This is a genomic window from Sinorhizobium sp. BJ1, assembly GCF_002531555.1.
GTDB classification, from domain to species: domain Bacteria; phylum Pseudomonadota; class Alphaproteobacteria; order Rhizobiales; family Rhizobiaceae; genus Sinorhizobium; species Sinorhizobium fredii_B.
This window is the reverse complement of record NZ_NWTH01000016.1, coordinates 20,532-46,883: the sequence shown is the minus strand read 5'-3', so window position 1 is coordinate 46,883 and position 26,352 is coordinate 20,532. Positions and strand designations below refer to the sequence as shown.

Annotated in this window: 33 protein-coding genes and 2 pseudogenes; 17 read left to right on the top strand and 18 right to left on the bottom strand. The window is 58.8% G+C overall.

Annotation, left to right across the window (positions count from 1 at the left end; translation table 11 throughout):
- Positions 1-523: 523 nt before the first annotated feature.
- Positions 524-1,414, bottom strand: coding sequence for an HNH endonuclease (locus CO676_RS19810; protein WP_097522321.1), 891 nt, complete (start codon positions 1,412-1,414; stop codon positions 524-526).
- 26 nt (positions 1,415-1,440) lie between these two features.
- Between CO676_RS19810 and CO676_RS19805 the strand changes: the two genes are divergently transcribed.
- Positions 1,441-1,764 (top strand): hypothetical protein, encoded by a 324-nt coding sequence (locus CO676_RS19805; RefSeq protein ID WP_144340162.1) that lies wholly within the window; start codon positions 1,441-1,443, stop codon positions 1,762-1,764.
- Between the two features lie 138 nt (positions 1,765-1,902).
- Positions 1,903-2,445, top strand: a complete 543-nt coding sequence (locus tag CO676_RS19800; RefSeq protein WP_179875562.1) for a hypothetical protein — start codon at positions 1,903-1,905, stop codon at positions 2,443-2,445.
- 239 nt (positions 2,446-2,684) lie between these two features.
- Here the strand turns inward: CO676_RS19800 and CO676_RS19790 are convergent, their stop codons facing one another.
- Entirely contained in the window at positions 2,685-2,999 is a 315-nt protein-coding gene (locus CO676_RS19790; protein WP_097522319.1) for a hypothetical protein, read from the bottom strand.
- Positions 3,000-3,684: 685 nt separating this feature from the next.
- On the opposite strand from CO676_RS19790, the gene CO676_RS19780 reads away from it, so the two are divergent.
- On the top strand, positions 3,685-4,104 hold the full coding sequence (locus CO676_RS19780) for a hypothetical protein (RefSeq protein WP_144340161.1): 420 nt from the start codon (positions 3,685-3,687) through the stop codon (positions 4,102-4,104).
- A gap of 56 nt (positions 4,105-4,160) precedes the next feature.
- On the opposite strand, the gene CO676_RS19775 is transcribed toward CO676_RS19780, so the two are convergent.
- Positions 4,161-4,403, bottom strand: a complete 243-nt coding sequence (locus CO676_RS19775; RefSeq protein WP_097522316.1) for a hypothetical protein — start codon at positions 4,401-4,403, stop codon at positions 4,161-4,163.
- Positions 4,404-4,526: 123 nt separating this feature from the next.
- On the opposite strand from CO676_RS19775, the gene CO676_RS34615 reads away from it, so the two are divergent.
- On the top strand, positions 4,527-4,877 hold the full coding sequence (locus CO676_RS34615; protein ID WP_144340160.1) for a hypothetical protein: 351 nt from the start codon (positions 4,527-4,529) through the stop codon (positions 4,875-4,877).
- Between the two features lie 412 nt (positions 4,878-5,289).
- Here CO676_RS34615 and CO676_RS19765 read toward each other — a convergent pair whose 3' ends face one another.
- Positions 5,290-5,721, bottom strand: a complete 432-nt coding sequence (locus CO676_RS19765; protein ID WP_097522314.1) for a hypothetical protein — start codon at positions 5,719-5,721, stop codon at positions 5,290-5,292.
- On the bottom strand, positions 5,705-6,031 hold the full coding sequence (locus CO676_RS19760) for a hypothetical protein (RefSeq protein ID WP_097522313.1): 327 nt from the start codon (positions 6,029-6,031) through the stop codon (positions 5,705-5,707). Before CO676_RS19760 ends, CO676_RS19765 begins: the two co-directional genes overlap by 17 nt.
- 159 nt (positions 6,032-6,190) lie before the next feature.
- Between CO676_RS19760 and CO676_RS19755 the strand changes: the two genes are divergently transcribed.
- From CO676_RS19755 to CO676_RS19745, 3 genes are read left to right on the top strand one after another with little or no spacing between them, the layout of a single operon-like run.
- Positions 6,191-6,472, top strand: a complete 282-nt coding sequence (locus CO676_RS19755; protein ID WP_097522312.1) for a hypothetical protein — start codon at positions 6,191-6,193, stop codon at positions 6,470-6,472.
- A 58-nt stretch (positions 6,473-6,530) separates the two neighbouring features.
- Positions 6,531-7,043 carry a hypothetical protein gene (locus CO676_RS19750; RefSeq protein ID WP_144340159.1) on the top strand — a complete coding sequence of 171 codons (513 nt, stop codon included), beginning with the start codon at positions 6,531-6,533 and terminating at the stop codon, positions 7,041-7,043.
- A complete protein-coding gene (locus CO676_RS19745; protein ID WP_097522310.1) occupies positions 7,043-7,381 on the top strand; it encodes a hypothetical protein in 339 nt (112 codons plus the stop codon). The genes CO676_RS19750 and CO676_RS19745 overlap by 1 nt, the downstream gene beginning before the upstream one ends.
- Positions 7,382-7,387: 6 nt before the next feature.
- On the opposite strand, the gene CO676_RS19740 is transcribed toward CO676_RS19745, so the two are convergent.
- Genes CO676_RS19740 through CO676_RS19725 form a run of 4 tightly spaced genes read right to left on the bottom strand, consistent with a single transcriptional unit; the run spans position 7,388 to position 9,174 of the window.
- Positions 7,388-7,837, bottom strand: a complete 450-nt coding sequence (locus tag CO676_RS19740; RefSeq protein WP_097522309.1) for a hypothetical protein — start codon at positions 7,835-7,837, stop codon at positions 7,388-7,390.
- A gap of 16 nt (positions 7,838-7,853) precedes the next feature.
- On the bottom strand, positions 7,854-8,363 hold the full coding sequence (locus CO676_RS19735) for a thermonuclease family protein (RefSeq protein WP_097522308.1): 510 nt from the start codon (positions 8,361-8,363) through the stop codon (positions 7,854-7,856).
- A complete protein-coding gene (locus tag CO676_RS19730) occupies positions 8,363-8,620 on the bottom strand; it encodes an ammonium transporter (RefSeq protein WP_097522307.1) in 258 nt (85 codons plus the stop codon). The genes CO676_RS19735 and CO676_RS19730 overlap by 1 nt, the downstream gene beginning before the upstream one ends.
- Positions 8,620-9,174: a hypothetical protein gene (locus CO676_RS19725; RefSeq protein WP_097522306.1), complete on the bottom strand. Its 555-nt coding sequence runs from the start codon at positions 9,172-9,174 to the stop codon at positions 8,620-8,622. The genes CO676_RS19730 and CO676_RS19725 overlap by 1 nt, the downstream gene beginning before the upstream one ends.
- Before the next feature lie 133 nt (positions 9,175-9,307).
- Here CO676_RS19725 and CO676_RS19720 point away from each other — a divergent pair, with 133 nt between their 5' ends.
- The gene (locus CO676_RS19720) at positions 9,308-10,039 is read left to right on the top strand and encodes a hypothetical protein (protein WP_097522305.1); all 732 of its coding nucleotides are present in this window, start codon (positions 9,308-9,310) and stop codon (positions 10,037-10,039) included.
- Here the strand turns inward: CO676_RS19720 and CO676_RS19715 are convergent.
- Positions 10,033-10,698, bottom strand: coding sequence for a hypothetical protein (locus tag CO676_RS19715; protein WP_097522304.1), 666 nt, complete (start codon positions 10,696-10,698; stop codon positions 10,033-10,035). The two genes, CO676_RS19720 and CO676_RS19715, sit on opposite strands and share 7 nt — an antisense overlap.
- 113 nt (positions 10,699-10,811) lie before the next feature.
- Positions 10,812-11,756 (bottom strand): hypothetical protein, encoded by a 945-nt coding sequence (locus CO676_RS19710; RefSeq protein ID WP_097522303.1) that lies wholly within the window; start codon positions 11,754-11,756, stop codon positions 10,812-10,814.
- A gap of 204 nt (positions 11,757-11,960) precedes the next feature.
- Here CO676_RS19710 and CO676_RS19705 point away from each other — a divergent pair, with 204 nt between their 5' ends.
- Positions 11,961-12,458: a hypothetical protein gene (locus tag CO676_RS19705; protein ID WP_097522302.1), complete on the top strand. Its 498-nt coding sequence runs from the start codon at positions 11,961-11,963 to the stop codon at positions 12,456-12,458.
- 231 nt (positions 12,459-12,689) lie between these two features.
- On the opposite strand, the gene CO676_RS19700 is transcribed toward CO676_RS19705, so the two are convergent.
- The 5 genes from CO676_RS19700 to CO676_RS19680 form a co-directional block, all read right to left on the bottom strand.
- Entirely contained in the window at positions 12,690-13,307 is a 618-nt protein-coding gene (locus tag CO676_RS19700) for a hypothetical protein (RefSeq protein ID WP_097522301.1), read from the bottom strand.
- A 9-nt stretch (positions 13,308-13,316) separates the two neighbouring features.
- Complete coding sequence (locus tag CO676_RS19695; RefSeq protein ID WP_179875561.1) at positions 13,317-13,718, bottom strand: retroviral-like aspartic protease family protein; 402 nt, start codon at positions 13,716-13,718, stop codon at positions 13,317-13,319.
- Between the two features lie 811 nt (positions 13,719-14,529).
- A complete protein-coding gene (locus CO676_RS19690; protein WP_245424365.1) occupies positions 14,530-15,609 on the bottom strand; it encodes an abortive infection family protein in 1,080 nt (359 codons plus the stop codon).
- A gap of 168 nt (positions 15,610-15,777) precedes the next feature.
- Positions 15,778-17,382: a hypothetical protein gene (locus CO676_RS19685; RefSeq protein ID WP_097522298.1), complete on the bottom strand. Its 1,605-nt coding sequence runs from the start codon at positions 17,380-17,382 to the stop codon at positions 15,778-15,780.
- Positions 17,383-17,739: 357 nt separating this feature from the next.
- Positions 17,740-17,958, bottom strand: a complete 219-nt coding sequence (locus CO676_RS19680) for a hypothetical protein (protein WP_097522297.1) — start codon at positions 17,956-17,958, stop codon at positions 17,740-17,742.
- A 339-nt stretch (positions 17,959-18,297) separates the two neighbouring features.
- On the opposite strand from CO676_RS19680, the gene CO676_RS19675 reads away from it, so the two are divergent.
- From CO676_RS19675 to CO676_RS19660, 3 genes are all read left to right on the top strand, one after another.
- Positions 18,298-18,699, top strand: a complete 402-nt coding sequence (locus tag CO676_RS19675; RefSeq protein ID WP_097522296.1) for a DUF1236 domain-containing protein — start codon at positions 18,298-18,300, stop codon at positions 18,697-18,699.
- Positions 18,700-19,280: 581 nt separating this feature from the next.
- Entirely contained in the window at positions 19,281-19,688 is a 408-nt protein-coding gene (locus tag CO676_RS19665) for a DUF1236 domain-containing protein (protein WP_097522294.1), read from the top strand.
- 229 nt (positions 19,689-19,917) lie between these two features.
- Positions 19,918-20,220 (top strand): hypothetical protein, encoded by a 303-nt coding sequence (locus CO676_RS19660; RefSeq protein ID WP_041414363.1) that lies wholly within the window; start codon positions 19,918-19,920, stop codon positions 20,218-20,220.
- 15 nt (positions 20,221-20,235) lie between these two features.
- Here the strand turns inward: CO676_RS19660 and CO676_RS19655 are convergent, their stop codons facing one another.
- Positions 20,236-21,267 carry a GlxA family transcriptional regulator gene (locus tag CO676_RS19655; protein WP_014764342.1) on the bottom strand — a complete coding sequence of 344 codons (1,032 nt, stop codon included), beginning with the start codon at positions 21,265-21,267 and terminating at the stop codon, positions 20,236-20,238.
- A gap of 248 nt (positions 21,268-21,515) precedes the next feature.
- Here CO676_RS19655 and CO676_RS19645 point away from each other — a divergent pair, with 248 nt between their 5' ends.
- The 5 genes and pseudogenes from CO676_RS19645 to CO676_RS19625 all read left to right on the top strand — a co-directional run bounded on the left by CO676_RS19645 (position 21,516) and on the right by CO676_RS19625 (position 24,252).
- Positions 21,516-22,166: an outer membrane protein gene (locus CO676_RS19645; protein ID WP_014764341.1), complete on the top strand. Its 651-nt coding sequence runs from the start codon at positions 21,516-21,518 to the stop codon at positions 22,164-22,166.
- Positions 22,167-22,392: 226 nt separating this feature from the next.
- The gene (locus CO676_RS19640) at positions 22,393-22,668 is read left to right on the top strand and encodes a hypothetical protein (protein ID WP_041415376.1); all 276 of its coding nucleotides are present in this window, start codon (positions 22,393-22,395) and stop codon (positions 22,666-22,668) included.
- 77 nt (positions 22,669-22,745) lie between these two features.
- Positions 22,746-22,928 (top strand): hypothetical protein, encoded by a 183-nt coding sequence (locus CO676_RS19635; protein ID WP_080605623.1) that lies wholly within the window; start codon positions 22,746-22,748, stop codon positions 22,926-22,928.
- A gap of 133 nt (positions 22,929-23,061) precedes the next feature.
- A pseudogene (locus tag CO676_RS37015) lies at positions 23,062-23,151 on the top strand (MBL fold metallo-hydrolase); the annotation flags it as partial.
- A gap of 153 nt (positions 23,152-23,304) precedes the next feature.
- Complete coding sequence (locus CO676_RS19625) at positions 23,305-24,252, top strand: phosphotransferase (RefSeq protein ID WP_097522293.1); 948 nt, start codon at positions 23,305-23,307, stop codon at positions 24,250-24,252.
- Positions 24,253-25,406: 1,154 nt separating this feature from the next.
- Here the strand turns inward: CO676_RS19625 and CO676_RS19615 are convergent.
- Positions 25,407-26,296 (bottom strand): annotated as a pseudogene (locus tag CO676_RS19615) (M20/M25/M40 family metallo-hydrolase).
- Positions 26,297-26,352: the final 56 nt, after the last annotated feature.

Here is a 26,352-nt window from a genome sequence, read left to right as displayed (position 1 = left end):
CGTGTCATTATCGATGTTTATATTCGGCACTTGCTCGACCTTTCGTCGATCGAAATGGAATAGGCGATCACAATGATAAGCTCGCGCTTCCCTACCACAACTTGTCATACCGTTTCGCCCACAAGCCAGGGGTATCTCGACAGTCGGGCGTTGTTGGTCAGGGCTACGTCAATTCGACAAGCTCGCCCTGGCGTTCTCGTCTGACGAAAGCCTCTACGGCATTTCGCGCGAAATTATTGACGGCGAGTGCTGGCGCGGCTCAAGCTTCGGTAGCCGGTCTGGCTTATCGAGGGTTGGTTGCGGCCGTAATTGGCTGTCTAAGCTGACAGTCTGCTTTCAGGAACTCACGAAACGGTGGCTGAACGCCTCCGCCAGCGGCCCAAACGGGTAATTGCTGCTTGCAAACCACTCAGATGTCACTGCCCCTCACCTCGCCATTAGTGCGAAGAGGATGATCGCGGCGGCGACCAGCCCGAGACCACCGACGAGGTCCGCCGCCTGCTCTGGTCCTCCACTCGGCCTCTCATCTTACGATGGCCCGCAACTCCTCGATGGACAGCATCGGCTCGCGCCGGTGGATCATTGCGTGGCAGTTCGGGCAGATGGGCCTGAGGTGGGCGATCGGATCGACCTTGTAAGCCTTCTTGATCTGCTTGAGCGGAAGCAGGTGATGCACGTGCATGAAGTCCCGCCCACGCTCACCGTAGCGTGCCACGAAGTCCATGCCGCATCCCTGACAGAGGGCGCCGTAGTGGCTGATGCAGGCCGCGCGGGCGCCCCTGCTTCTCTCATAGCGGTTAACTTTGACCTCAATGACGGCGCCCTCGGGATAGGTGGCCTCCAAGGAGGGCTCGTCTGGGTACGGCTGATCCAAGAAGCCGCCAGGTCCGGTCCAGTACCGAATTACTGGGCTGCCCCAGTTTAGGTCGGGCGGCGCAGGGAAATAGTCTTCCAGCTTGTCGAGCACGCCCCTACTCGCCGCCCGGTCCAGCGCGTGAGCCACCGCCGAAAAGGCGGAGTAGTGCGTGCCGGCACCTTGCCCCCCTTCACCATAGCGGGCGATCAGCGCCCTCCACAGATCGGGGCGAGTGGTGCCGAGGCTGTCGATGAAGTGGCCGGTATGGAAGGGGCGAGGACCGATCGCACCCATTACCAAAGTGATCGTGTCGTCCGTCAGCGCTGACGACGCGCGTGCGGCGAAAGCGGTTCGGGCGGCATCCCTGGCCTCTTCGATCCTCCTGAAGCGCTGATCAAGCTCCTCGGCGAGCACGTGGACCGTGTAGATGTCGTCATTGGTGTGCGTGTGGTGCTTGTTCTTGGTGATCACGACAACGGTGATGCCGTCGATCTTGCCTTCCGACCTGAGACCATGCCCGTGTGGTTCGAATACGAGGATATCCTCGGACTGTGTCATGAAGCCCCCTCCCTGATGACGGTATGATGGCACGGGCGCCAACACACCGCCAGTACCGGGTCGAACGCGGCCGTGCCGCAGCCGAAGGCATCGCTCGGCCCTTCTCCATCACGACCTCTTCGCTTGCGCGGTACGCCTCCAATTGCTGGACGACATCCGCCAACTTTGTTTTCGGCGGGACCAAATCGACGACCCGCGTCATGTCGTCGATCGAGTCGTCTGCCGAAAAATCGAATGTCAAGCTCGACAAATGGCATCTCCTCCCACTCATCTTCGGTCTTCAGTTCTTCTTCAATGTCGTGCCCGCCATCCGCTCCCCCTGGTTATGGATGCAGCACCGGGCAGTTTAGCAATTGTCGGCAATGGAAGGTCTTGGTCTGTCCCCGCAGGAAGTTAAGCCCGTTGCGACTTGCATTCGGTGTCCTGATGATCGGCATCCAACACTGGCGAGGGGGACAAGCATGTTGAGAGCAATCGGAAGAATTCTGTTGGCAGCAGTGGCCGGACTTTGGAAAGGGATGCTGGGCGTGCTGCATTGGGGCGAGCAGTTGATCCGCTGGCCATTCAGGTTGGTGTTCGGTAGCGGTGGAGGCGGCCGTCCGAACCCATATTTCGAGCCGCAGACGTCTGGGATTCAGCTCCTCGACGAGTTCGAAGAGTCCCGGAAGCGCCAGGCTGCCGTTCACACGCTCGATCGGGCCGGCGTCAATACCGTTATCAAGTATGCCAAGGCGCTGCCGCCGGCGCGATCGACGATCGATCTGGGCGGGCTGCGGAAGGACATTCGGGCAACCTTACTAACAATGGATGATCGCGAACTCCAGGCGCTGGCGCAGGCTGGAATCGGAGCAGTCCGGAAGTTTGTCGACGGCAAACAACACGGAATCCACGGTGTTCCGATCGTCAAGCCGCTGGCTTCGGCGACCGAGAAGTCGCCGCGTGGGATTTCGGCCGAAGATAGGGTCCTCTCGAAAGTCCGGGCGCGGATACTGAAAGCCGAGCAATCAGGCGGTTTCAAGTTGTCGATGTGAAATCGTCGCGGATCGCGTCGACGCGCTCTGCAATATCTTCGAGCCGCACTCTCATGCGCCCGGCCGCCGCGAGGTTTTCGCGGTGTAGCGTCCGGAGATGTGCGCAGATCGCATCGATGTGCCAGCCATGCACATACGGGATAGACGGCTCAATGACGTGCCATGCTTCACGGACGAACCCTGCCAAGCTTTGGCAGCGCGCCCGTATGCGCTCCGCATTCTTGGCGATCCTCTCCCTTTCAAGGGTTGCCGCTCTCCTCGCCCTCTCCGCCCGGATAGCCCTCATCATCTTCGCCGGCGCTGGCAAGCGGGCCAAAGATGGCTTCGAGTGCATTGAGCTGCTCTCCCGTTGCGTTGGTCAGGTCGACGGTTTGGATTGGGCCGCCGTTCGGTCCGGTGAGTTCCCGCTTGGTAGGGGCATAACTTCCCTGCATCTTGTTCGCCTCGGCTATGGCAGAGATTGCGACGCGAGGATCACCGTCGGCGGCATTGTGGAAGATGCCCTTGAGGGCGAGAAGCCTGTCAGCGGCCGTCCATTCGGCTTTCTCGGCCACTCTCGCGCTGATCTCAGCGACGCATTGACATACGTTGACATTTGTTGACAACCGCGACGCGGCGGTCCTGTCCCCTTGTACCCGGCTGCCGTGTATGCATCCGTAGCGGTCAAGCCCTTGGCGAGCGCCTGGGCGAACTTCTCGTGCCTGGCGTTTTTCAGGCCTGGCATGGTCAACCTTGGGAGGATAGGATGCGAGATATTGCGGTCCCAGTGTCAATTTTGCTGGGCTTCGCGATGCTCAGTTCCGCTATTCACACGAAAGAGAACGACTTCCAAACTTGCGTTCGGATGTTGGATAAAGCCCTTGCACCTGACGTGGGCGGCGAAAAGCGAGATTTGGTCCTGGCGACCGAGTGCAAATCGAAGTGATGCATCGCCTACAACATGACAGCGTCAGGCCCTCGGCTGATGCACGGTCCGCGATTTCCTTTGTCTTCCGCGTAGCTGCGGCCTTGGGCCGACCAGCGCCAATCCTCTTGCCACCTCCTGCCAACTTTGATTTTCCTCTGATTAGTTTCAAATCTACTTTGGGTAGATTCTTTGCAGCGGGGCTTCGCCGAGGACCATCATGAATGAACAATCAGAGGGGAAAAGATTCTCCCACGTCTATCTGCGCAGCATCGATCTCTTGCCCGATAGCCCAAGGATGAGAAATCGCTTGGCGGTGGTAGTAGCAGCACTAGGTGATGGTGGCCACTTTGGTCGGCGCATCGAGGATCGGTCAAAGCCTGTACGACTACCAGTGGGTCAAGATAGTTGGCGGCATGGAGCTACGCGACGTTTTGGACATGATCACGGTTGTCCACGATGGAATAATTCGGAACGCCGACCACGAGCAGAAGGCTGCCAGGCAGTCATTTATTGCGGCATATCGGCGAATTTTTACCGAAGAGCAGGTCCGCTACCGAACAGATAACAGAGGTGGCGTACACTTCGCGGTTGACCAAGAATTCGAAAATCTGAGGGTTTCAACGATCTCGGCATTAGGTGCCGGTCGGTTCGATCGGTGGACTGACGACATGAGAGGCATCGTCGAGCACACGGATGTCCGCTTCAGTGATAATGGCGCCATAAGCACGTACAAATTGTTCCGCAAGAATTGATGAGACATGGGCAAACCGGGCGGCTAGGCCCGGCTCTCCATTTCAGGCAAGCGGGATCAGGTTCGTATTCGCCCAGATGCAAGGCTGAGACCGTGCGTCTCGTAGCTCTCGCGATAGACCGGCTTGAGCGAACCGACGGTCCGATAGGCCGCAATGCTCAGGCCGCGTAGTGAATGCCACCTGGTGACGACGCCATAGCGGACCACTGCCAGCGCGAAGGACGCGAGCAGCGTTGCGACGGCGAGCATCAGATTGGCGAGGAATGACATCCGGTGGAATGCGTAACCATAAGAGCGCATGCGGTCCCCTTCTCGAGTTGGTGAGCTTGCTGCCCTGCTTTAGCTCCAAAGACTCATCCCCATCTTGCGTTGTTCCGCTAGCTGCGCCACCTTCATTCGATTGGGAGCGGAAGGGCAGCCAGAATGGGTGATTTCATTGGTACGATTGCCAATCTTGGGTCGATCGCGACCGGCGTTGTGGCAGTTTGGGCATGGGTATCGTTCAAGTGCCAAGCCAGAGGACGACGTGCTCGGCTGGAAGATTATTTGAAACAGGTAATGGACGAAGCTCAACGCGATCCACGCCAGTCCGGCGAGGGGATGCGCTCATTGTTTCACCTAATGGCTCATCTCTACATGACGGAAAGCCAAGTTTACGAAGCCGCTTTTGCCAGCAACAAGGTTAAATCTTGGCCGCGCACAGGCGAGGACGGCGTCGCCGAAAGAGTGATGTTCCAGTACAATCCGTCAAGACGTTCAGTCTTTGCCGCCTGAATAACCCAGTAAGTCCGCTGCGAGGCTGGTTCATAGCGATCGAGGGTGCGACTCCCGAACCCAGCCCCAGCCCCTTCTCGCAGGATGTAACTATGCAGCCTATGCTTGCGCTCGGCCTCTTCCTTGCGCTTGGCTTGGCGCTGCCGGCGGAGCTCGTTGCGCGTGTCCGCCCATGAGAAATCCCGAAGGCTCTCATCGAAGAAGCACGTCATTTCGGGGACTGCGTCAGGATCTCCGTGAACCGTCCGCTCTTCTCTCGGCGCGTCGGCTGCGATGTTATCACTCAGCATTCCCGCTCTCTCAGCTCGCAGTTCGCGGAAGGCCGCGAGCTGATTAGCCATTCGCACGGCAAGCTCATCGACTTGTCGATTCAGTGTGCGAATGGCTTTCTCAATGTCGTCGAGGGCCATTTTCATTTCAGTTCGTCATCATTGGTCGGAACGGCCTGCGCTCCCGAGAGGATTTCCAGAGCCTCGGGAACCTTGGCTTCCCGGATTTCGAGAAAGAACCTCGCAACGGTCTCCGCCTGCTCGCGGACTTCGGCTGCCGATGGCTGCGGCATCGGCAGTCCAGCATCTCCGAGTGCAACGAGCAACTCTGCCGAATCCCTCAGATCGAGCGCGTCGATCGCTTGCCGCTGAGAGAGACGGCCATCAGCGTAAGCTCCTAACACGCTGCGCTTTAAGCTCGTGCGCAGCTCATCCGTCGCTGTCTCGAGCGCCTTGTCGAGGTCGTCCGTAGAGAGGAGTTCGAGCATCATCTTGTGCATCTCGGCATGCTCATACGCGAGATCGCCGAAATGCTGCCGGATGCGCTGCCAATCCTTTTCACTGAGGTCCGACATTATGCGCGCGCTTGGCCAGGAGGTCGATGACTTCCTGGCGCTGTTGGCATGCAGCACGAAGCGACTTGTTCTCAGCCTCAAGTTCGGCGATCAGTTCCATAGCCTTGCGGGCCATGGCTTCCATTTCACCGGCATGATTGATAGCGGTCGTCAGGGCATCATTGTAGCGCCCTTGGTAGCGGGCTTCAGCCGCGGCCGCAAGCCCATCGCCGATAGCAGATGCCAGGCCTACCGCTCCGGCGGCGAGGACCATCATCCCGCCGGCATTGCCCACCACCGCGCTGTATGCCGGGTTCCCGAAGTTCGCCATGTCATGCTCCGTCAACAAAGTTGTCTTAAGCAGATATGACGCGGTATGATTGTGGACGCAAGTCGACGATGTCGGGTATAGCGATCGATCCGTTAACGCAAACACCGGCCCTGTCCCTGCCCTGTCGGATCACCACAGCGCTGCCGTCCGACCGATCAGTTGAGCACGCCAGGGATCAGGTTTTCACTGTCGGCGATCTACGCTGGGGCGGAGGATCCACTGGCGCGTCGCTGGCATCCGCGCCGAATCCTCGAAGGCCCTATCGACCTCAATACCAGCAAGAAAGAGGATAAGCCGGACGCGCTCGTGACCATGTTCGACGCCGAGTTCTTCCATCTCGATGTCTTACCTGAGCCGCGCCTCCTCAGCAGCGACGAAGAAGAGTGGCGCCCCAACGACTACTGGATCCCCGATCCCGAGGAACTCGAACCCGAAGACTGACTTGCGCCACGCGCCGCCGGCACAAACAATTTTCTCAGACACCGAGGAGGAGATTGTCATGCACGCAGCCATTATCGAACGCTTCCCCGCTTGGGCCATCCGCGCCACCGCTCAGTCAGCACCGCGGATCGACTGGATCCAGATCGGACTCGAGCACGACATCCGAAAGATGATCGACCTCTGGCAGCGGTATCTGTTCAAGCAGGTAACGACGCAGTGCGATCTTCTCGCGCTGCCGGACGACAACGGAGTGATGTGGCAGCTCTATCGCCGTCTCCTTGCCAACGAGCTTCGGCAGGATCTCGTGCGGGTAAGGGATGGCAACGTGTCCATCGACAAAAGGCATCTGGCGGATCTGAGCGAAGGATTCGCTCTGCTCGCGGAATTCCTAGAGGACGACCATCCTCCGCATCTCCACGTCTGGGACGAGGAGGCTTGGGACTACGTCCGCCGGGTCGATGCGCCTCCGCCAGTCGTGGATCGCAGGGAAGCCAGGTCGCTGTATGCTCACATTGATCGCATCAACAAGCTTGCTCCCGACAATGTCGTCTACATCTGGGAAGACGCGTAATGGCACCTCGCAAGCAGAAGCCTGCTGAACCTGCCGCCGTTGTCGAGGTTGCTCCTGAGCAGCCTCCTGTGAGCTACATCGCGAATCCTGTCGCCGTTGCCCATGCGACACCGCGAACGCGCGACGACATCGCCATCCGTGACGCGGTCCGGAAGGCTCTCGCCGAGACCGAGGCGATGGTCGGCGATTTCCTAGACGGCCAGACCGCGGAGGGATTCAGCTTGACCGAGATCGACCAGCTCTACGTGCTGGAGCTGCCGCTCATGGTGGGGATCCGCGCCGACAACGGCCGCGTCAGGGCATCGTATGATGCACGGATTATCGACCGCCAAGCGTAGCCCTAGTTAGTCGAGCCGCTTGCATTCATACTTCCACGGGTCGCTTACCACGGTATCGAAATCCCCCAGCCCGCCTGCAGTGGCATATGCCGACCGCACGGCGGCGAAGTCGACGTCGATCATCATGACGGGCGACTCGAACGGATTGTCGGAGTAGTCGGTGATCAGTCCGACGACACGAAGCGAATCCTGCGACCGCCATACGATCTTCCAATTGGACCCTGTCGGAATCGGAAACTTTCCGGTCTTGTTTTCCGGCGGCTCTTTCGTGAGGTCGATCTTCAGAGTGCCAGCATCCAGGTCCGCGGTGATCGTGTAGATGAAGCGCTCCGCCTTGTATCCGTCGGAGCCGACCTGGTGTCGCTCGCACTCCATTGCCTTCGTCGCCGCAAAAGATGGCATGGCCGATGCGATAGCAACCGTAAACGAGCCGCTCGCAAGCAAACGTCTGAGCATGGAGTCCCCCTATGTTTCAGCACCACGGCTCACGGCGGCCGCTCCACGTCCGCGCTAGCCCTTCGCTCACGAGGATATCTCCGAGGCTGCGGCCATCGCGCACGAGCACGCGCAGCTTCCGACCGTATTGGTCTTCGTCGCGACCTTCCCATGCGCGCATTTCGAAGGGCCCGGCGTTGACAAGCTCGATAAAGCGCGCCGTTGCGCGCTCGCCGAGCGCTTTCTCAGATGCGCACTTCGGTTCGCTAATTTCCGGCGTGTCGATATCGGCAACCCGAACTTTCTCACCGCCGACATACAGCGTGTCGCCGTCGATGACGCAGTTGCGTTTAATGATGCCGCATCGAGCGAATGCCGAGGCCTGTGCGGGCGATCCCCCGAGCGAGAAATACGTGTAGACCGCTGCCAGCGCCATAGCGACACCCAAGACGCCGATCAGAGCTTTCGGAGAGGACGGATTTTGTTGGGGACGCTTATTCGGCTTGGCCTTCTTGCGTTTTCGGAATTGGAGGACGTTATCGCTCATCAATCCATCTTCCGATCGCGAACTGGCCGATCTTTCGAGATACCGAACCGGTTGCCCAGGACGCCGCCGACGAGCGCGAGGATTACGGCCGCCGGAACGCCAGCACCACCGCCCATGGCGGTGATACCAACTCCCCCGACAAGCAGCCCAAGGATCGCGCCGCCGGCCGCGCCGAGGAGCGACCATCTGGTTTCCGCTGGCCTCGCTTTGGCAGCAGCGGCGACCTTCTGGCTGGCAGATGAGATCTTGTCTTTCATCATTCTGCCTCCGCAGCTTTCGGAGATGCTCCTCGTATCCTTAGTGCAATATTCGCAATTGCCGCGAAGCAGGCAGCGGCAACGCCAAAGGCCACGACTGTCGTGGCCGGGTAGGCTACGAAATACGCTCCCGGGAAGCGGCCCAAGTTCGAGTAGGTGAAATATCCCGAGACGGCGATGAGCGCGACGAACGCCAGCCAACCCGCCAGCAGATATCGTGCGAAGACAGATCGATCCAGCGTTGCCGAAAGTATGCCAAGAATTGCCGTCCCTGCCACTCCTGCTACGAGCATCGACAGCCAGGGTTCTGGGTATACGATGACAGGTGGATTCTCGGTACACCTGGAAGGATCGAAACTCATAATCAACGAGGGTTGGATCGCAGGGCAGTCGTAACTTTTCGGCGTGTAGTTGATCCGTCCATATGCGTACGACGCGAGCATGGCGAATGCCGCTAAAGCGGTCGACTGCAACGAAATCTGTCGTTCCCCGCTCTTGGAGAAATAGTGTCCAAGTTTATCCCGGGAAGTTTCCGCGATTTGTTTGAAGTCCATGTCGTCCGCCCCATAGGTTGTCCGCGCAACCTATCCGTCAGCAAGATTCGCGACAAGACGAATCCTGTCGGCGTTTGTTGCCACTGTCACGACTCATCGTGATCGGTACAATCGTGACAAAAAGGAGTTCTCTATGTCGCCACATGACAAGCCGCCACCGCCCGGATGGGGTGCCGACCCGCTGACGGCCTACCTTGAGGAGTATCGCGCGAACCAATTCGCGACGTTCGTCGGCAAGCCTGCAGAAGTCGCCGATCTCATTGCCCTCGATAACATGTTCAAGCGGCTGTTGGATCGAGCCGTGAACCCCAAGCCGATGATACCGATGACCTTCCTCTTGCGTGCCCATTCCGCCTATCGTTCGGCGGCCGGTGCAGTCATGGCCGGGCAGCTCTATGAAGCCCAGGCGTTGCTCCGCCTCTGCCTTGAGCATGCATCATACGGCCACTACATCGGTGGCGACGCAGTTCTCTGGGAACGCTGGATGCGCCGAAACGAGAGCGACAAGAATCGAGAGGCCGTCCGCAAGGAGTTCTCCGCAAACAAGGTGAAACGGCACCTGCAGGCGGCAAGCGCGAAGGTTGGGACGGCATACGAGACCCTGTACGAGCGCCTGATCGATTTCGGAGCGCACCCGAACGAACAAGGCTTTTCAATGTCGTCAGCGATCGGACGGCAACCGAACGGCGACGTCCATTGGGACACCCTCTACCTACATGGTGATGGCATGCCGCTGAACCTCGCACTCAAGACCGCAGCACAGGTCGGCATCTGCGTCTTGCGGATCGGACAGATACTCTATCCCGACCGCTTCAAGGACCTCGGCCTCGACGCGGGGCTAGAGACAATCCGGCGGCGCTACTGAGACTCTCTGAATGCCTTCATGTAGTCCAGCCGACAATTCGCGAGCCTCTCGGCCGTGGCGACTGGATCCGACAGCACCTTGTTCAACCATCCTTCCTGTTCCGGCGACGCCCTGGTCACCATGACCATGGCACGGGCGTCGTTCTGGAAGATGTCCTCCTTCAGCATGCCCCGATCATTCCAGTCCTTCAGGATGTCCACCATGGCCATCGTATGCGGCACGAAAGCCATCAGCTTGGTGATGTCGCGCCCGGCCACGCGCACATCCGTCGCGAGCGTCACGAGCGCGATCTGGCTTGCTGTCGCGAATTCGTCATAGCCGCTCCCCAGGCTGATAAGCGAAAAAGCATAGCCGTATCGTGTCAGGTCGTAGCCCAAATGATGAGTGATCTTCCTAACGTCCTCTAAGCGCTTGGATTCCTCATCTCTATCCGGCGCTGGTGTCTCAGGATCCTCTTGCAGGATCCGAAGGCCTTTCTGCGTAGCGAAGAAGAATGTAGTGTCTTCTTCGCCCCGAAGCCTCTTGAAGAACCCTGCGGGCTGCCGCGCGCTGTCTATGGCGTCGCCGGCAACGAGGTGCGCAATGGGATCGCCGAGATCCCGCTCGGGAACACCCACGGCGACGGCCAGTTCATTCCACGTCAGCGGGGCTACGCGCATCTGATGTCCGCGGACTCTAACTTCCATGCGCCGTTCAGGGTGTCCGGCTGCAATGACAGCGAGCAAGCGTTTCTCAAGGGCACTTATTGGTGGGGGATAGGCCATTCTGTACCTCAGCCGAGCAGGATCTTGCCGACAACGAAGGCAGCCGAGAACCCGACGATCCCAGTCAGCACGCCGAGCCGCTTTTCGATCTTTACGAGCATGTCCTTCGAGATCTTCGAGACCATGTCGGGCGGCAGGTTGTCCATCGAGATCGGCTTAGCGGTTTTCGGCTCGTCGGCATCGTCAGCGTCATCCTCAGAGATCGTAGTCGGCTTGAAAGCGACCGAGACACTTTCCACGCGCGCCCGGGTGAAGCCGTACGCCTTGTCTTCACCGCGGAGCAACAGGCCGTAGTCCTTGTGGTGCCACGGCTCTGACAGACTGGCATCCACTTCGTGCTCGAACAGCTCGGCGACCATCCGAACGGTCGCCTTGCGCACTGGCGCCGCCGTCATAGAGAGCCGCTGCATCAGTGCAGAGAACTCCGCCTCGTCGATGTAACCTTCGAGCTGCAGGTACGGCTTGTCGTGCTCGGACGGCCAGGTGTCTGTTGTCGGATCGACGTAGAGCAACGTTCCCGGCTCGCCCGACATCAATCCCTCCGGGGGAACCGACTTCGACGACATGCCGGAAAAGCCGACCCTATCTAGCGTCGACGATCGCTTCTCGCCGCCGACTTTTCCTTTCGGCAGCGGCTTGACCATGACTTGGATCTCAGAGAATTGGGCGACCTTGCCATCCGGAACGCGGAAGACTGTGATCGTGTCCTTGGTGGTACCGCGCGCCGTGAATACCGAGCGCAGCTTGAAGTCCGGAGATCCTGGAGGGCGCTTCTCGTAGTTGTCGTCCTGCCACTCGACGCGGTGCGTGAACTCGATATCGTATAGATCGAGCCAGACCCCCTGCGGCGCGCATGTGGACATGAAGTGTCGGCCGTCCGACAGCTTATCGGCATGGTTGATCGTAAAGTTATTGACGAGCGTGAAGTCGTTGGCTTTCGAGAATCTCGACATTGCATCCCCCAGTAGTGGCCGGATGCTATCTGCGCCCCCGATCAGCAGCAAGCCCGATTTCCGCCGGCGTTTGCGCCACGCTGCGGCAGCGCACACCATTTCCTCAGGCACCGATTACGCGGAGGAGGTGATGCCGGTATTGAAATCAACGAAGACGAGAGGATCCTTCTCGTCGCTGCCCTGCACCACGAGCGTGCGCGTCTTGTGGGGGAATGGAAGAAAGCATTCGACGACGAGGAATCCTCTGGCTTCTACCGTGACGACGCACTGACGAGGATTGCGGGCACTCTCGACAACGTCACTGATCTTCGCAGGAAGATCGAGAACGCCGAAGACGTGGCCGTTGCGAAATCAGCGTATCAGCTTGCGGTCGACGCTGGGTTCGAAGGCACCGAGGACGAGTGGGAGAACTACCTCTTGCGTGGCGGCCACAAGGTCTCCACTGAACTCAAGGATGAGCCCAGCGAGGTTCATAGGGTCTGGCATCACGCTCGCGGTTGGCTGCCGAGAACGTGGACGACGCTGCCGGAAGGATGCTTCGACGAGGCCGATGCCTTCCCATATGGATGGACGGATCCGGAGGAGAGCCTAACGGTGAGTTCTGCCGACACTCAGGCCGATGGCACCAAGGTTTTGTTCTGCACCTATGATCGTGTCCATCCGGTTTCCGTGGCGGACAAGCTAGTCACCAACGGTATCTGAGCGCTCATCACGAACGACGTTTCGGATCAAGAAATCAGGCTTGCCGAAAAGGTCTTGGATTCGGATCCCAACGTCCTGAAGCGGATCAGGAATAGCGTCGAAAAACTGCGGAAGGCATACGGAACGTCCGTATCCGTCTCCTAACTTGCGGATTTGTCCGTATCCGTCTCACAAGACCGCCGCCCGGCATCAAGGCCGGCGGCGGAAATGTTTTGTACGCTGCCGGCCTTGCTACGCCAGCAGCTCGCGCACGATTCTCACCGCCTTGCCGCGCATGTCGTCGGACATCAATCCAAGATAAATATCTTCCTGCATGTATTCGAGCAGCCAGTTCTCGTCGTCATCGCCCCGCTTGGGAAAGGTGTCGGCGGCCTGCGACGGCAAAGCAGCTACCCTGTCCAGTGTCGTGATGATGAAGTCCCTAGACTTGTTGCGCGCTCTTGAAATCATGTTGTCGAGGCTGGCGCTCTGTGACGGTGTTCCAAATCTCAGAGGATGTCCGCGCAGCACTCGGAGCTTCCCCTCTGCTGAACCCATACCGAGATAATTGATGGCTTCGCGCAGGTCCCGCATCTCGTCGAAGTCTTTCTGGAGATCGCTGCCCAGATGCTGCTCGATCAGGTTCGACAACGGCTGATGCCCCATGCGGTCGAACGTGGTGGGCGCGATGCCCGGGACAGCATTCAGATACGCGTAGGCCGAGTGGAAAACCGAGTAATAGTATCCGATGGGAGCAAGGACGAGATTTCCAGAAGTCCGCGCAGCCTCCGCAGACGCCCATAAGGCGAAGCTCCACGCATAGTGCGCGTTCAAGTTCATAGTCCGATTATGCTGATCTTGGTCGCTCATATCTGCTTCTCAATCGAATGTCAGGACGGTGGTGCCGCCGCGGGTGATGGCGACGTCGAAGAACTCCAGCATGTCGCGGCCGAACAGCACATTGCAGGTCATCGTGGGCAGCACGACGACCTCGTGGTTCGAGATCTTGATCTTGTGGCCGTTGGCCGTCTCGATCCCGATGCTGATCCTCGCAGTACGACCAGCAGCTCCACCTGTCACGCCGTTGACCTGGATCATCCTGCCGTCTGCGACCAATCCAATGGCATCGAATACATTCTGGCGAATGCAGGTGTGATCGTTTCCGGTGTCGAGTTCGGCCGCCAGCTCGCCTGATTTGGTGTAGCCGACGTCGAAAACGTGGATCGGAATGTAGATGGTGTCACGGTCGCTTTCGCGCGTAAGCGTAAGTGTCTTCGGCATCAGAATCTCCTTCGACATCGTGCATAGCATTTCCGCCGGCGTTTGCGTCGTGCCTGTCGGGCGCACACCATTGTCCCATCGGATGCGAAGGAGGCGGCGATGGGTGTGATGACGAAGATCAGGTGGAAGGCCGATCACAACAGGGAATGGCAAGGGCATCTCGGATGGTGTCACGTTGCCCACTGTGGGAAACCATCCCGACCACGACGTGAAGAGCCGCTACACCCTCTCGATCCTAGAAGACTTTTTCTACAGGAGCGGCTCGACAGCGCCGCACTGGTTCCGAAGTCCGATTACGACGACATCCAGCAGCGCCTTGACGGTCTCACCGCTCACAACAAGAACGTGAATCGGCGAATGTCAGCCGCAAGCTGAGGTTATGCGTCTCGGCCTTAAGTACGATGCTATGCCGGTCTCGACGGCCTGGATTTCAACGCCATCCTTCGGAGAACGATGGTCGAGGATGAGCTGGAGAAACTGGATGGCAGCGGGGCAGCGGATCCGGGGTCGATCATGCCGGCGGGGTGACGGAAAAACGAGTTTGCAAACCCCAAAATATCACGGAGATATCCGCGAGTGCTGAGAAACTACATATAGTAAGCCATTGCTGTAAAAGTTCCTTGGCGCGCAGACTGCGATGAAGACGGAAATCGTCGGCATGAAAGCAGAAGTCGCCGAGATCAAGTCATGGCGGCGCGGGCGAACGCCTACATTTCCAGGGCGGCAACCCGTCGCCGGATCCATCATGGTTGTCTCAGCATGATGTCGCCAACTGCGTCGATCTCGACCTCCTCGTCACGCCTGGCAGCGTCTATACGATCGACGAGGCTGGCTGCTCCGACTTCCGCGCATTCCAGGTGTCGACGAGGAAGGTCGCCATGGCACCTGAGAGATTGACCGCAAGCTGTGCGTGTCGCGCAGCCGGACGCACACGGCGCGGGCCTCGACTGTGAGCGTCGGATATCTTGTTCCGGAGAGAGCCTAGCGCCTCGACGACTGACTGGCAGCTACCCAAAATCTGCTTGAACACTACCTCGGTGTGGTCATCGGGTGCGAGCTTCAGAATCTTGGCCAGCCGCTTGTATAGCTGAGGAAGATCGTCTTTCTCCTCGTACTCCTCGCCGGCTTCGACGATGATCCACTTGCAGACGTCCTCAAGCAGCGTCCTTGCGAGCGTGATCGCCCCCTCCGGATTCGTGTCGCGGCGGTCGAGGGCTTGCGTCCAGCGAGCATGAATAGTGTCGGCATCATAGGCTGCCAGTGCTTGCGAGATCCCCGTATCCGCAGGGCTACCGATAGCGGCAGCTTGTACCGCATACACAGGACTGCCCGACATCATGCGTGCGATGGTCAACCGGAAGCCGTCATGCCGGATGAGGTCATTGATGGCAGAGACTAGCTCTGCTTGCGCCTCCGCAGACTGGGCTAGCGGGCTCGTCACGCCTTCGAGGAAGCGGAAGAACTGCCTCTGCGAGCACATCAAAAGTCCGACGCGCTCAAGGATCTCCCTGTCCTCCCAGTCATTGTTGCGCACCGTCGCCTGAATCAGATCATCTTCGAGCGTCCTGCCATCGTAAGTCTGCGAGAAGATTGATGGCATCTCGCTAAGCGGCCAGATGCGCCGAAGGAAGTCCATGCGATCATGCTCGGTTGTCAGCATTTTCGTATCGAAGATTGCGAGCACGCGCTTCCGGGTGAGTTCTGAGACGGACGGCTTCCCGTACTCCTCGAGTTTCGATTTTGCTTCGGACAAGCTGTAGCTATCGACCTCTTCCAGAAGTCGTGCGGCGATCGGAATCAAGTCGGCGGCGGACCTTTCGACCAGGCGCCGTTCGGCGTAGGCGAACTTGGACTTAAAGGATTCGTCGCGATCTCCGTCCCGCAGGCCCAATCGTGAACAGAGGTCCGGAACCTTATTCGCAGAGAAATTGGATATCGCTGACGCAAGCTCCGTTCGGAGCGTCCGGACAAGGATCGCAGGATAAGATTCTGAAGAAGTCTGCTGCACTCCGATTCGGTCTCCGTCCACGCTGAACCCGTTCATAATCCTGAACACATTTCAATCATCCTCGTCGTATCCACTCGCAAAGTTCATCTGCGCCTTCATGGCGTCCATTCTCGCCCACCGCTCCATGGAGATGATTTCGTGCTTGCGATCTTCGCTGTCCTGGTATTGGAATCGCCACCGTACCGGGTCGGTCTGGTCATCGGAGATGGCGTCGAGCAGCATGTCTTCCCAAGTCTTGAGGACCCGGAATTTGTCCTTCAGAGCCGGGTTCATATCGTAAATTTTCTGGCGGACGGTTTCCTTGCCCTCGTTCGCATGGGTAACGCGCTCGACCGACATATGATCGCCGAAACCAAGGTCTTTCCATTCGGAGAGATGGGAGATGAAGCAACGCCGGGAATCATGCGTTCCCTTGTATGATCGCGGCAGCGCAGTGTCCTCTAGCGTGCGGACACGCTGGACCGCACTTTTCACCGTCGAATAGTTCATGTGCCAGTCCGCCCTGCCCTGGACGCCGTCTACCGTCTTACTGCGCTTGAGCTGAGGGAACGTGAAGTCGTTCCCCTCCCTTGCGTATTTGCTCTTCATCCGGTGGATGCACCAACTGGCGATATCGGGCAACGGCAACAGGCGGTATGCGCCCATTTTGTCGGGGCCGAGCGCCCAAACGTATTTCCACGGCGCTCCGACTGACGTCGGAACTCGGACGAATTCGATGTGGAAGGACGTCAGTACCGACGATATGCGTTGGCCGGTCAGCAACTGAAGCAGGAGCGCGATCTTCGCCTCGTCCGCGCCGATCACCTCTTCGTAGAACAGCTGCACCAAACCGAAAGCCGCAAGCTGCGCAACCGAGGCATATCGGTCCCCGAAGGTGGCGGTTGCAACATGACGGATACGACGGCGCTTGTTTCGGTTTTTGCCTGAATTAAGACTCGGTGCCTTTGGCTTCTTTAACAGCCTCGCGATGTTGACCTCGATCCCACTCCGGGGCCTTTGGGTCGATTCCGTAGCCCAGTCGTACAAGTTGCGGAGATATTGTACGACGCGTTGCCTCTGCGTCAGACCTGCCGTCGGGGGGGCATCCTCACCGGCCGTCATCCGCATCCGCATGTTGTCGATGATTTTTTCAAGATCGGCGACGGTGATGGATTTCGCTGGCCTGCCTGCCAGATGGCTATAGTCCTGCGGGATAATTTTACCGGTTGCGCCAAGCGCGGACCGCTGCGCTTCCCATGTTTTATATGCGAGGTTTTGCTCGAGATATTCAAGATACCCGTCCCTCATCTCCTCCCAAGTCCAGATCACCCCCTTTTTGACAGCGACATTCGCCTTGGCCTCTTCGAGGTCTTCAGTGCCACGTCCAACGACCTCTGCCACAATATCATCGGCGCGTTTCTTGTCGCCATCCTTGTAAGCCTGCTTGATCTCCCCGATGATCTTACGAAGATCGTCGATCGTCTTCTCAGTGAAATGATGGAGGCCGCCGATCTGCTTCTTTCCATGTTCGGAAATGAAGTACCAATTTGCTGCGCCGTTCTTCACACGGATCGCGAGCCCCTTGGTCGCCTTGTCGCGATACTCGATAGGAGTGCCGTTCTTTGCGTCGGCCTTCGCCTGTTTGATGACGTCCTTGTCGATATAAACCTGTACCATTTCCCTACCTGACCCTGAACGAGAGCGGGGTCAGCATAGGGTCAGTTCTTTAAAAATCAATTCCGGGGTCAGCGTGGGGTCAGGCTGTTCCACCTTGGCACACCCTGATAATCGTTATGGGATATATTAAACGAAAACAGAGCATTATGGATCTTTTTAAAAGTTTTGTTTAGGAAGTAGAAATCCCAGTTGACACGCGACATGGCAAAAAACTCTTCCTTTTAATCAGTAGGTCCAGGGTTCGAATCCCTGCGCGCTCACCACATGAATTCAAGCACTTACAAGATGATCCAACCAGATAGATCCCAGGCGGGTCACGAGTAGGCGCATCCGGGTCAAGGTCGATCGTCCCCTGACTCACTGCGTCCCCGATAAACGCTGCCGCAGAAAAGGCACGGTAAGCATTTTCAGCAGCACCGGATCGCGGACGCCGAGGTCATAGGTGAAGATCAAGCGTGTGAGGATGCCCTCTGCGACTGCGCTGTCGCGGGATGTTTGATAATCCTGCAGCAACTCCTCGAACACGACGCTGAGCATGTCGGCATCGTGAAGAGCGATGGGAGTTTCAATTTCCATAGCGCATCTCCTCCATAGGCGCGACAGCGGTATGACATCATCGGCGCCCCAAATATTCCCGCTAAGGACGCACGGGATGCCGTCCTGCACGATACGCCGGCCATCAAAACTCCATGGCACTGGTCATCATGATGCCAGGTGTCGACACTCTGAATTCGGGCGAGGATCGCAGTATTAAATCCCCCATTCTTGCGGCTCTGAGCTGATGTGAAATAAAGCTCGCACAACCCGCGCGGCGGATGCTCAGCCGTCAAAACTTCCATTCGGACCAAAGTCCAAGGCAGGGAACTCTTTCTGTGCCTCTTCGTTAGTTCCCGACTTCAACGCGAGGATGTGACTATGAAGAAGCTAGTAATTGTCACCGCTGCGGCAACGCTACTGTCCGGGGCCGCGGTGGCCCAGCAAAGCGACGGGAAGAACGCGGCGACCGGTATGGTGGGTGGTGCCGCAACCGGCGCCATTCTTGGCGGGCCGGTTGGCGCAGGAGTCGGCGCAGTTGTCGGCGCCATACTCGGCGGCGCACTCACTCCGCCTCCTCCGGAGGTTGTGACTTATGTCCAGCAACAGCCTGCGACTGCTTCCGTGGTCGTGCAGCAGCCGGTTGTTGTCGGCAAGCCGATCCCCGAAACGGTGGTGCTGACGCCGATCCCGGATAACCCGGCCTATGCATTTGCAATGGTCAACGAGCAGCGTGTGATCGTTGAGCCAAAGTCTCGCACTGTGGTCCAGGTCATCAACTGACCGCTGAGGCAGCATTTTCCCACGATATAACCTCCCGGCACAGTGGTGTGTTGGGAGGTTGTCGGATGTTTTGTCGACCTCACCTCTCAATACCACGCAAGTTGCTCCTCAGTCGTTGGACGAAACTTGCAAGCTGTGTTCCCAAAGAGACTGACGGGGCGAGGCTTTTCTGTTTTCATCCCACCTGTTCTTCAGATGCGATTCGGCGGAAAGAGCATGGTTTACGATCGGCAAGGAAAACGCAGGCGATTCCTGCTAGTGCTCAAATTCTTCGGCGCGATGGCTCTGCCAGTGCTTATGCTCGGCTCCGCGATTGCGGTCGCCGAGTGGGCGAAAAACGAACCCCCTGCGATGGAGTTCGCCCGCACACCGGCGGTTCGGCGTTAGATTCGGTAAGGATCGCAATCCGCCCCTCTCGATTGAGACGCAGGAACCATCACGCGCCGTGGTTAGTATTCACAAGATTACGTAAATGTAACATTGCGTTACTATAAGACATACCCGGAAATGCGAAAGTCAAATTAAGGAACAAATAAAATTGTGTGGCGTTGTACCCCACGTATAGCAAGGGAGTACGACAGATGAATGCCAAGATCATCATTGCTACTGCGATCGCGACCGGCATCTTTGCAGCGCCCGCTATTGCGAATGACAGCAATCAAGGTGCGGTAACTGGCGCCGCAGGCGGCGCCGTTACTGGCGCGATTGTTGGCGGCCCCGTTGGTGCCGCCGTCGGTGGCGCGGTTGGGCTGGTTGCCGGAGCGGTGATCGCCCCGCCGCCACGACAGGTTACGACCTATGTTCAGCAGCAGCCGGTCCCGGCTGACACGGTCATGATCAAGGAGCAGATCGCCGTCGGCCGACCGCTGCCCCGTAGGGTTGTTCTGACACCCGTTCCGGAGAATCCTGCCTATGCGTATGCTGTCGTCAATCAGCAGCGCGTTATCGTCGATCCCAAGACCTATACGGTCGTCCAGATCGTCCAGTAAGGGCCAGGGGCCTTTCGCTCAGCGGAGCGGAAGGCCCTTCCCTCATGTTCGCGCCCGCGACGGCATTTATGCCGGAAGGGACGACTGTGACTTATACACATCGACCACCCAACAAAATTCAGTAGCGCGAGAATTCCCCTTTCGTTCGGAGCAGATTCGCCCTCTATCAAGCGAGACCAAGGAAACGACCCGGCACCTTCCTTGTCGACCCATCCGGAGGCCTGCCGCCATGTTCACCGCCCTGCTGATTGCTTCGCTTGTGGCACCTTCCGGTGGCGCTTCCGCCGCAGCCAGCGTGGATGACCTGCAGGCTGATTTCGAGACCGCCGTCGCCTGTCGGCAGATCGATGGTCGCAAGGTGTGGAAGGGAGAAATCGCCTACTACATCCAATCCTTTGTCTATGGGGGCGAGACGGCGGCCGCGGAAGAAGTCGCCGACGCGGTGCTGCCGGAGGACAACACGCCGGAGACCGTCAAGGAATTCGAAGAAGCCTGCGCGCTGGCCGGATCCGGCCCTCACGCCCGAAACTAGGGTCAGGACCTAGACTTACGTTTGCGCTAGAGAACTGCCCGCTGTCTGAGCGCTCGCCGCGCGATTGGCGCTACGCATCTTCAATGGACTCGCCCCATATTCCCGCCGATAGGCACGCGAGAAGGCGGAAAGACTGTCGAAGCCGCAGCGCAGCGCGATGTCGCGCATCGGGATGCCCGAATCGCGGACGAGCCGATGAGCAACCTGCAATCTCAGGCGCAGGTAGTAGGCGCCGGGACTGATCGACAGCCCCTTGGCAAAAAGCAATTCGAGCTTGCGCTGCGAAATGGCGAGCCGCCGCGCCAGGGCCGCAACCGTCATCGGTCGCTCCAGCGTGCGTTCCATCAGCCTTATGGCACCGGCGAGCTCCGGATCGCGCGCTTCGATGCGTCCGAGCGAGACGAAGGGCTGAACATCGGTCGGGCTGTGCATCTGGTCGTAGACGAAGATGCTCGCGACATCGAGAGCCAAGGCCGGGCCCAGCCGCTCGGTGATCAGATGCAGCATCATGTCGAAGGTCGGCGAGGCTCCACCCGAGGTCCAGTATTTGCCGTCCATCACGAAACGGTCGCCGATCACCGTCAGGGCCGGAAACGTCTGGCTGAAGTCTTCGAGTTCTTCCCAATGGGCCGTCGCCTTGCGGCCGTTGAGCAATCCGGATCGGCCAAGCAGCCAGCAGCCCGATTCGATACCGGCGACGATGTCGAAATGGCGGGCGCATTCCTGCAAGGCCGCGAGAAACCGCTTGCCGACGTGCCGCTCGAGATTGAAGCCGCCGATGACCAGGAGAAGGTCGCCCGCAAGCGGCAGCGAGAACCGGCCATCGACCGAAATCGGGATGTCGCAGGTCAGCGTCACGGCCTGCCCGTCGCCCGAGAGAAGGCGCCAGCGAAAGACCGGCCGGCCGGCAACGCGATTGGCGGCCCGCATCGGATCGAGAACCGAAGCGAGCGACATGATGGAGGAGTCCGGCAGAACCACCACGACCACGTCAATCGGAGAACTCTTTTCGGCAGCCGCTGGCATGCGCATAATGTCAAATTTCATGCGCAGGATGTCAACGCGTAAAATCGCGTTCGGGCATTATCAAGAAGCAATCGGTCTCTTCCGCGCGGCCTTGCAGCCCCGCGCAGAGACGTTCCCCTTTCCGCGATTTTCCGGGCGGGCCGGCTGGAGGCAATCCACCGGCCTGTTTTTTCGCCGCACGCGCAAGTGATACCGAAAAGCGCCATTTTTCGCAGACTTGTTCCCGATAAGTTGCTACTCTCGTCGTTGGACAACAGGAGGCATCTGTGATGATCAGAAACGTGCTTGTTGCAATGTTCGGCGCCTCCATGGCCGCCGGAACAGTCTATGCGGCAGACATCACCGAAGCTCCGGAACCGGCCCCCGCGGCCATTGAAACGACGCCCACCTTCGTTTGGACCGGCGGCTATGTCGGGCTGCAAGGCGGCGGCGGATGGCTGAACAGCGATCTCAGCGTTCCGGGCGCCAGCGCCTCGGAAGACTTCAACGGCGGACTTTTCGGCGCCTTCGCCGGCTATAATTATCAGATCGGCGACTGGGTCGTCGGCGTCGAAGGAGACGTCAGCTACAATTGGAACGACAAGAGCTTCACGGTCTTCGGCGCGAGCACGGAGGTCGGGACGGACGTCTCCGGATCGGTGCGCGGCCGGGTCGGCTATACGCTCGACGAGAAGGCGCTTCTTTACGGCACCGGTGGTTGGGCGGTCACGCGCGGATTCGTCGACGTCGCCGGGGCGCCCAAGGAGAAGGAAACCTTCAACGGCTGGACGATCGGCGGTGGCATCGACTACGCCTTTACCAACAGCATGTTCGGCCGCGCCGAGTATCGCTACAATGACTTCGGCGACAAGGACATCGGCGGCGCCAATGTCGATCTCGACCAGCACCAGTTCACGGTGGGGGTCGGCGTCAAATTCTGAATTCTCCAGTGCCTCCCGACCTCAACCCCGGCCCTGCCGGGGTTTTTTCTGGAAATTCGGCGGTCAATGCTGGGAGCAGTCAAGGCCGCTCGAAAGCGAGCACGTCCCACTCAAAGCGGAAGTAGTGCTGTAGTACTTTGAATTGCTGCACGATTGAGGAATCATGCAGCGGATGCAGCAGCAAGAGTGCGGCGAGTCGGACTGGCAACGAGTTAGGGGAGCCAAGATGGGAAAGTTTCTCGAGTTTCTCGGCGGCGCGATCGTCATCGGCACGCTGGTCGTGCTCGCCACCATGTTGATGCCCTCGCCCGACGTCAAAACGCTGCTTGCCGTTCTTCCCTGGGCGTTTGCGACCATTGCCGGTGGGTTGGTCCTAGTCGCTTTTGGCGGGATGCTCGATCACCTAGTTGCGATCCGCGCCGCGGCCGAGCGGCAGGCGGACATCTTTCAGCAGCTCCTCGAGCGGCGAGCGCCGGCGAAAAAGGAGCAAGGCAACACTTAGGCGCGACTGTCCCGCGCGACAAACTGGCCGGAACCTCATCGACTTCTCCTCCGTTTCGCTTGCGAAGGAGACCTCAGATGGCCATCAAGAACACGAACGCCGAACCCGAGCAGAGAAATCCGAAAGACGTGCATCCACCTGCAGGACGCCAGACGGATGCAGACGAGACTTCAATCGCGCCTCCCGTGGTTCAGCCTCCCGGCGCGAAGGACACCAGCGAAAAACCGAAGGTCAATCCGGTAACTGGTGGAGCAATGTAAGCCGGCGGTATTTGGCGAAACCGCACGATGCATGTGGCAGGCCGCCGTTGAAGGAGAGCGTCGTTTCGACCGACCACACCTTCACGCCGCCCACGATGTCGAGATGTCCATCCGGACCATCGAGGAGCGCGTAGCCATCCGCGATCGACTGGAGCTCGTCAAACCGGGCGAGGAGATCGTGCCTGGCATGCTGGTCCTGGACACCGCCGGCCATACGCCAGGTCCCGTACATTTGAATTCTTCATTGCGGAGGTGGAGGGTGGGAGCGGTAGTCCAATACAGATGCGGCATGACAGCTTCGCGCCATTGCGGTCGTTGTAGAACTCCGTAGTTTGCAAGGCTAGATTGCTTATACGGCACCCACGGAACACCGGCCATGTTTGACTTTGATCCGCTATATTCGACCTCTCAGATTGAGGCGATCGAACGCTTTATCGATAAGCACTATGTGTTGGGATCGCCGGTTTCTTGCCAATTGCTTCAACGCGGCTTGAATGACGTTTACCTGGCCAGCGTGACCAGCAGCGAGCGTTATGTGTTTCGGCTTTCTCACCACCGCGCGCGTGGGCCAGCCAACGTCAAGAGCGAAACTGCATTCTTGACGCACCTCTCTAAATTGGGAGTTCCGGTCGCCGCGCCCATTCCAACACGCGATGGCACGTTTTTCCTTCAAGGGCACGCACCAGAGGGTGCGCGCGACGGTGTGCTTTTTCAGGCGATCAATGGCCGAGAACCGCTTGCAACTGACACCGGTGATGCTTGGGCCAACGGAAAGACCCTTGGCGGTGCGCTGTATCGGCTTGATCTGGAACATTTACTGCATCGGCCTCTTGCCCGAATTCGCGATAGCGGAATTGTGGAAGACGCACATGTCCTTAGCGACCTTGGACAGATCGCCGAGCGGACTGCGACGGCTATCAAGGCGTTCAGCAATCTAACATGGACGTATTGCCACGGGGACTGCCATGGCTTCAATTCGCGGATAAATGGGGCTGGAGAAGCGGTGTTTTTCGACTTCGATGACGGAGGTCCGGGATACCTTGCGTCTGACTTGGCCGTTTTTTTGTGGGCACAAGTCTCCTTCGGCCGGTCGTTGACTGCTATGTGGGCTGCCTTCGTTGATGGATATCAGTCAATCCGACCAATAACTCCTGACGACTTCGAAGGAGCTATTCGGTTTGTGATCGTCCGCCATTTTTGGCTGATGGGTGAGTACGCGAGCCGCGCGCGAGAGTGGGGGAGCAACAGTGTCGGGTGGATAGCACGGGAGGTGACTTTTCTCAGGACGTGGGAGACCGAGCGATTTGTCGGTCGTCTATTCTGAAGTCTGCCGGCGTCTTTGCTTGAGCGCATTCCAGACAGGTGGTCCCGCAACAGCGCTTACAATTGGTCGATGGCTGACCTAAAAAATCATTCAGCTCGCGAACGCGCGCCGTATCCGGCCGGAGGCTCAGCCTACCTCTCAAGTGAGCCCGCAACGCTGCCCATCGCTTTTGCCTCAGTGTGTGGCGCGAAGAAGCAGCGGATCGTCATATGCGGGGCGGACGTGCAGATGTGATACTGGCTGTCTTCGCTCTCCAAAACCCGGTCCCTGGGGATAAAGTATCTTGTCTTGGACCCGGTGCGGATGTTGAAGTTGCCGCCCGGCAGCGGCTCGACATAGCGCGGGCTGATGACCCGGCAGTCCTTGTTGTCGCAGCATTGTAGCCGGTGACCGGATCATGGTGGCCGGAATACCAATTATGGGCGACAGCGAGGGCGATGAGGACGAGCTTCATATCCGCTTGACCTTCTCGGTGCCGAGGGCCAGTACTCAATTTCGAAAAGACCCCACGGTATGACAATAGGGGACGTTTGCGAGTGCTCCAAGCGTTTCCGGCGGACCGCGGCGCTCGCCAACGGCTTCTGACACAGCCGCTCGATCTTGTGACCGGTCGACCAAAGCAGTTCGCGACCGATGCCTTCGGAAGCGCCGAACCTCGCCTTCGGTTCAAGTCTACAAGTCTAGGTCAAGCCTAAATAGGAAACGATTCCCCAAGTCGGATCGTCAGATTGGATCGTCTTCCCTATCATCCGCGAGGCAGCGCCTGCTGTACCGTCATGAACACCCCGATGACATTGGTCGCCAGGACCGCCGAGAAGACCTCGCGTGTCGCACTACCCCGCGTGGCATCACGATATGATCCGGCATTAGCGAAGACAACATCGATGCCGCAAACGCAGCGGCCGCGGCCCCCAACGTCCTGGACATTGCCTCATCGTCGTCGACGTCAGCTTCGCAGGCGATAACCTTGCCCAGAATTTCGACCGCGTCGTCGAGTTGGCTCCGCCCGCGGACCGTGATCGCTACTCGCGCGCCCTCTCGGAGAAACACCTTCGCTGCGGAAAGGCCGATTCCACTGCTGCCGCCTGTGATGAACGCCGCTTGATCCTTCAGACGCATGCTGCCTCCCCCGTTCGACTACAAATCTGTGCGACTTAGCAGGCCGACTTCACCCCAGAGACCCTCTGTGGAGCACCTGTCTCGCCAAGGTCCCAATAGATGCCTGCCATCACCGCCAGCCCCTCGCGAATGATGGCTGTCGGGAGATGTTCGTTGGGGCGCATGCTGGGACATCCTGGATAGGAATGCGGTATCCAGATCGTGGGAAGCCCGAGAATTTCCGAGAAGAGTCGTTCGGCAGCGAGCGGCCAAGATTGGGAAGTACGGCTGGCTTCTTCCCTGCGGTTTGGGCGGTCGAGCCGACGGCCCACCGGACCCAGGGATGATCCGGGTCGAGGCGCGTGGCGTAGAACGCCTCGGACAGCCTTGGGCCGTCGGACGCGATCAGGACGTCCGAGCAAGAGTTCCTTGTGGCTTTCGGCTAGCTCCCGTAGCCCGGGAGAGACCTTCTCCTCGCCCATCTCGATCAGATACTTGGCGTTGAATCCGAGCCTCCCGCGGGTTTCCAGCACGGCCCGAAGCGCGCCGATGTTGACGGAGTGCTGGCCCTTGTTGTCGGCGGTGCCGCGTCCGAACCACTTCCCGTCGCTCTCTATCAGGCTCCAGGGCGACAGCCCCTCGTCCCAGTCAGCGTCGAGACCTCGTACGACATCGCCATGCCCGTAGCCAGCACCGTCGGACGACCTTCCTCCTCAATGCACTGGGCATAGAGAAAGGGCCAGCCATCTTGGGAAAGCTCGCGGCAGGCAAATCCAAGCGCTTCCAAGGCGTGAACCATTTCGCTCTTGATATACGCGGTCAATACCGAACGGCGGTCTGGGTTTTGGCTCTCAGTCGGGATAGCAACCCGCCGCGCGAGATGGGCGCGGAAGTCACCGGAATCGAAATAGTCTTCTGCCTTGGCTATGGCGGCGTCGCGGGTCATTTGAAAAGCGCCTAGACTTTTTGAAGCTCTGTTCAGTAGATAGTTCCCCGCCGTCA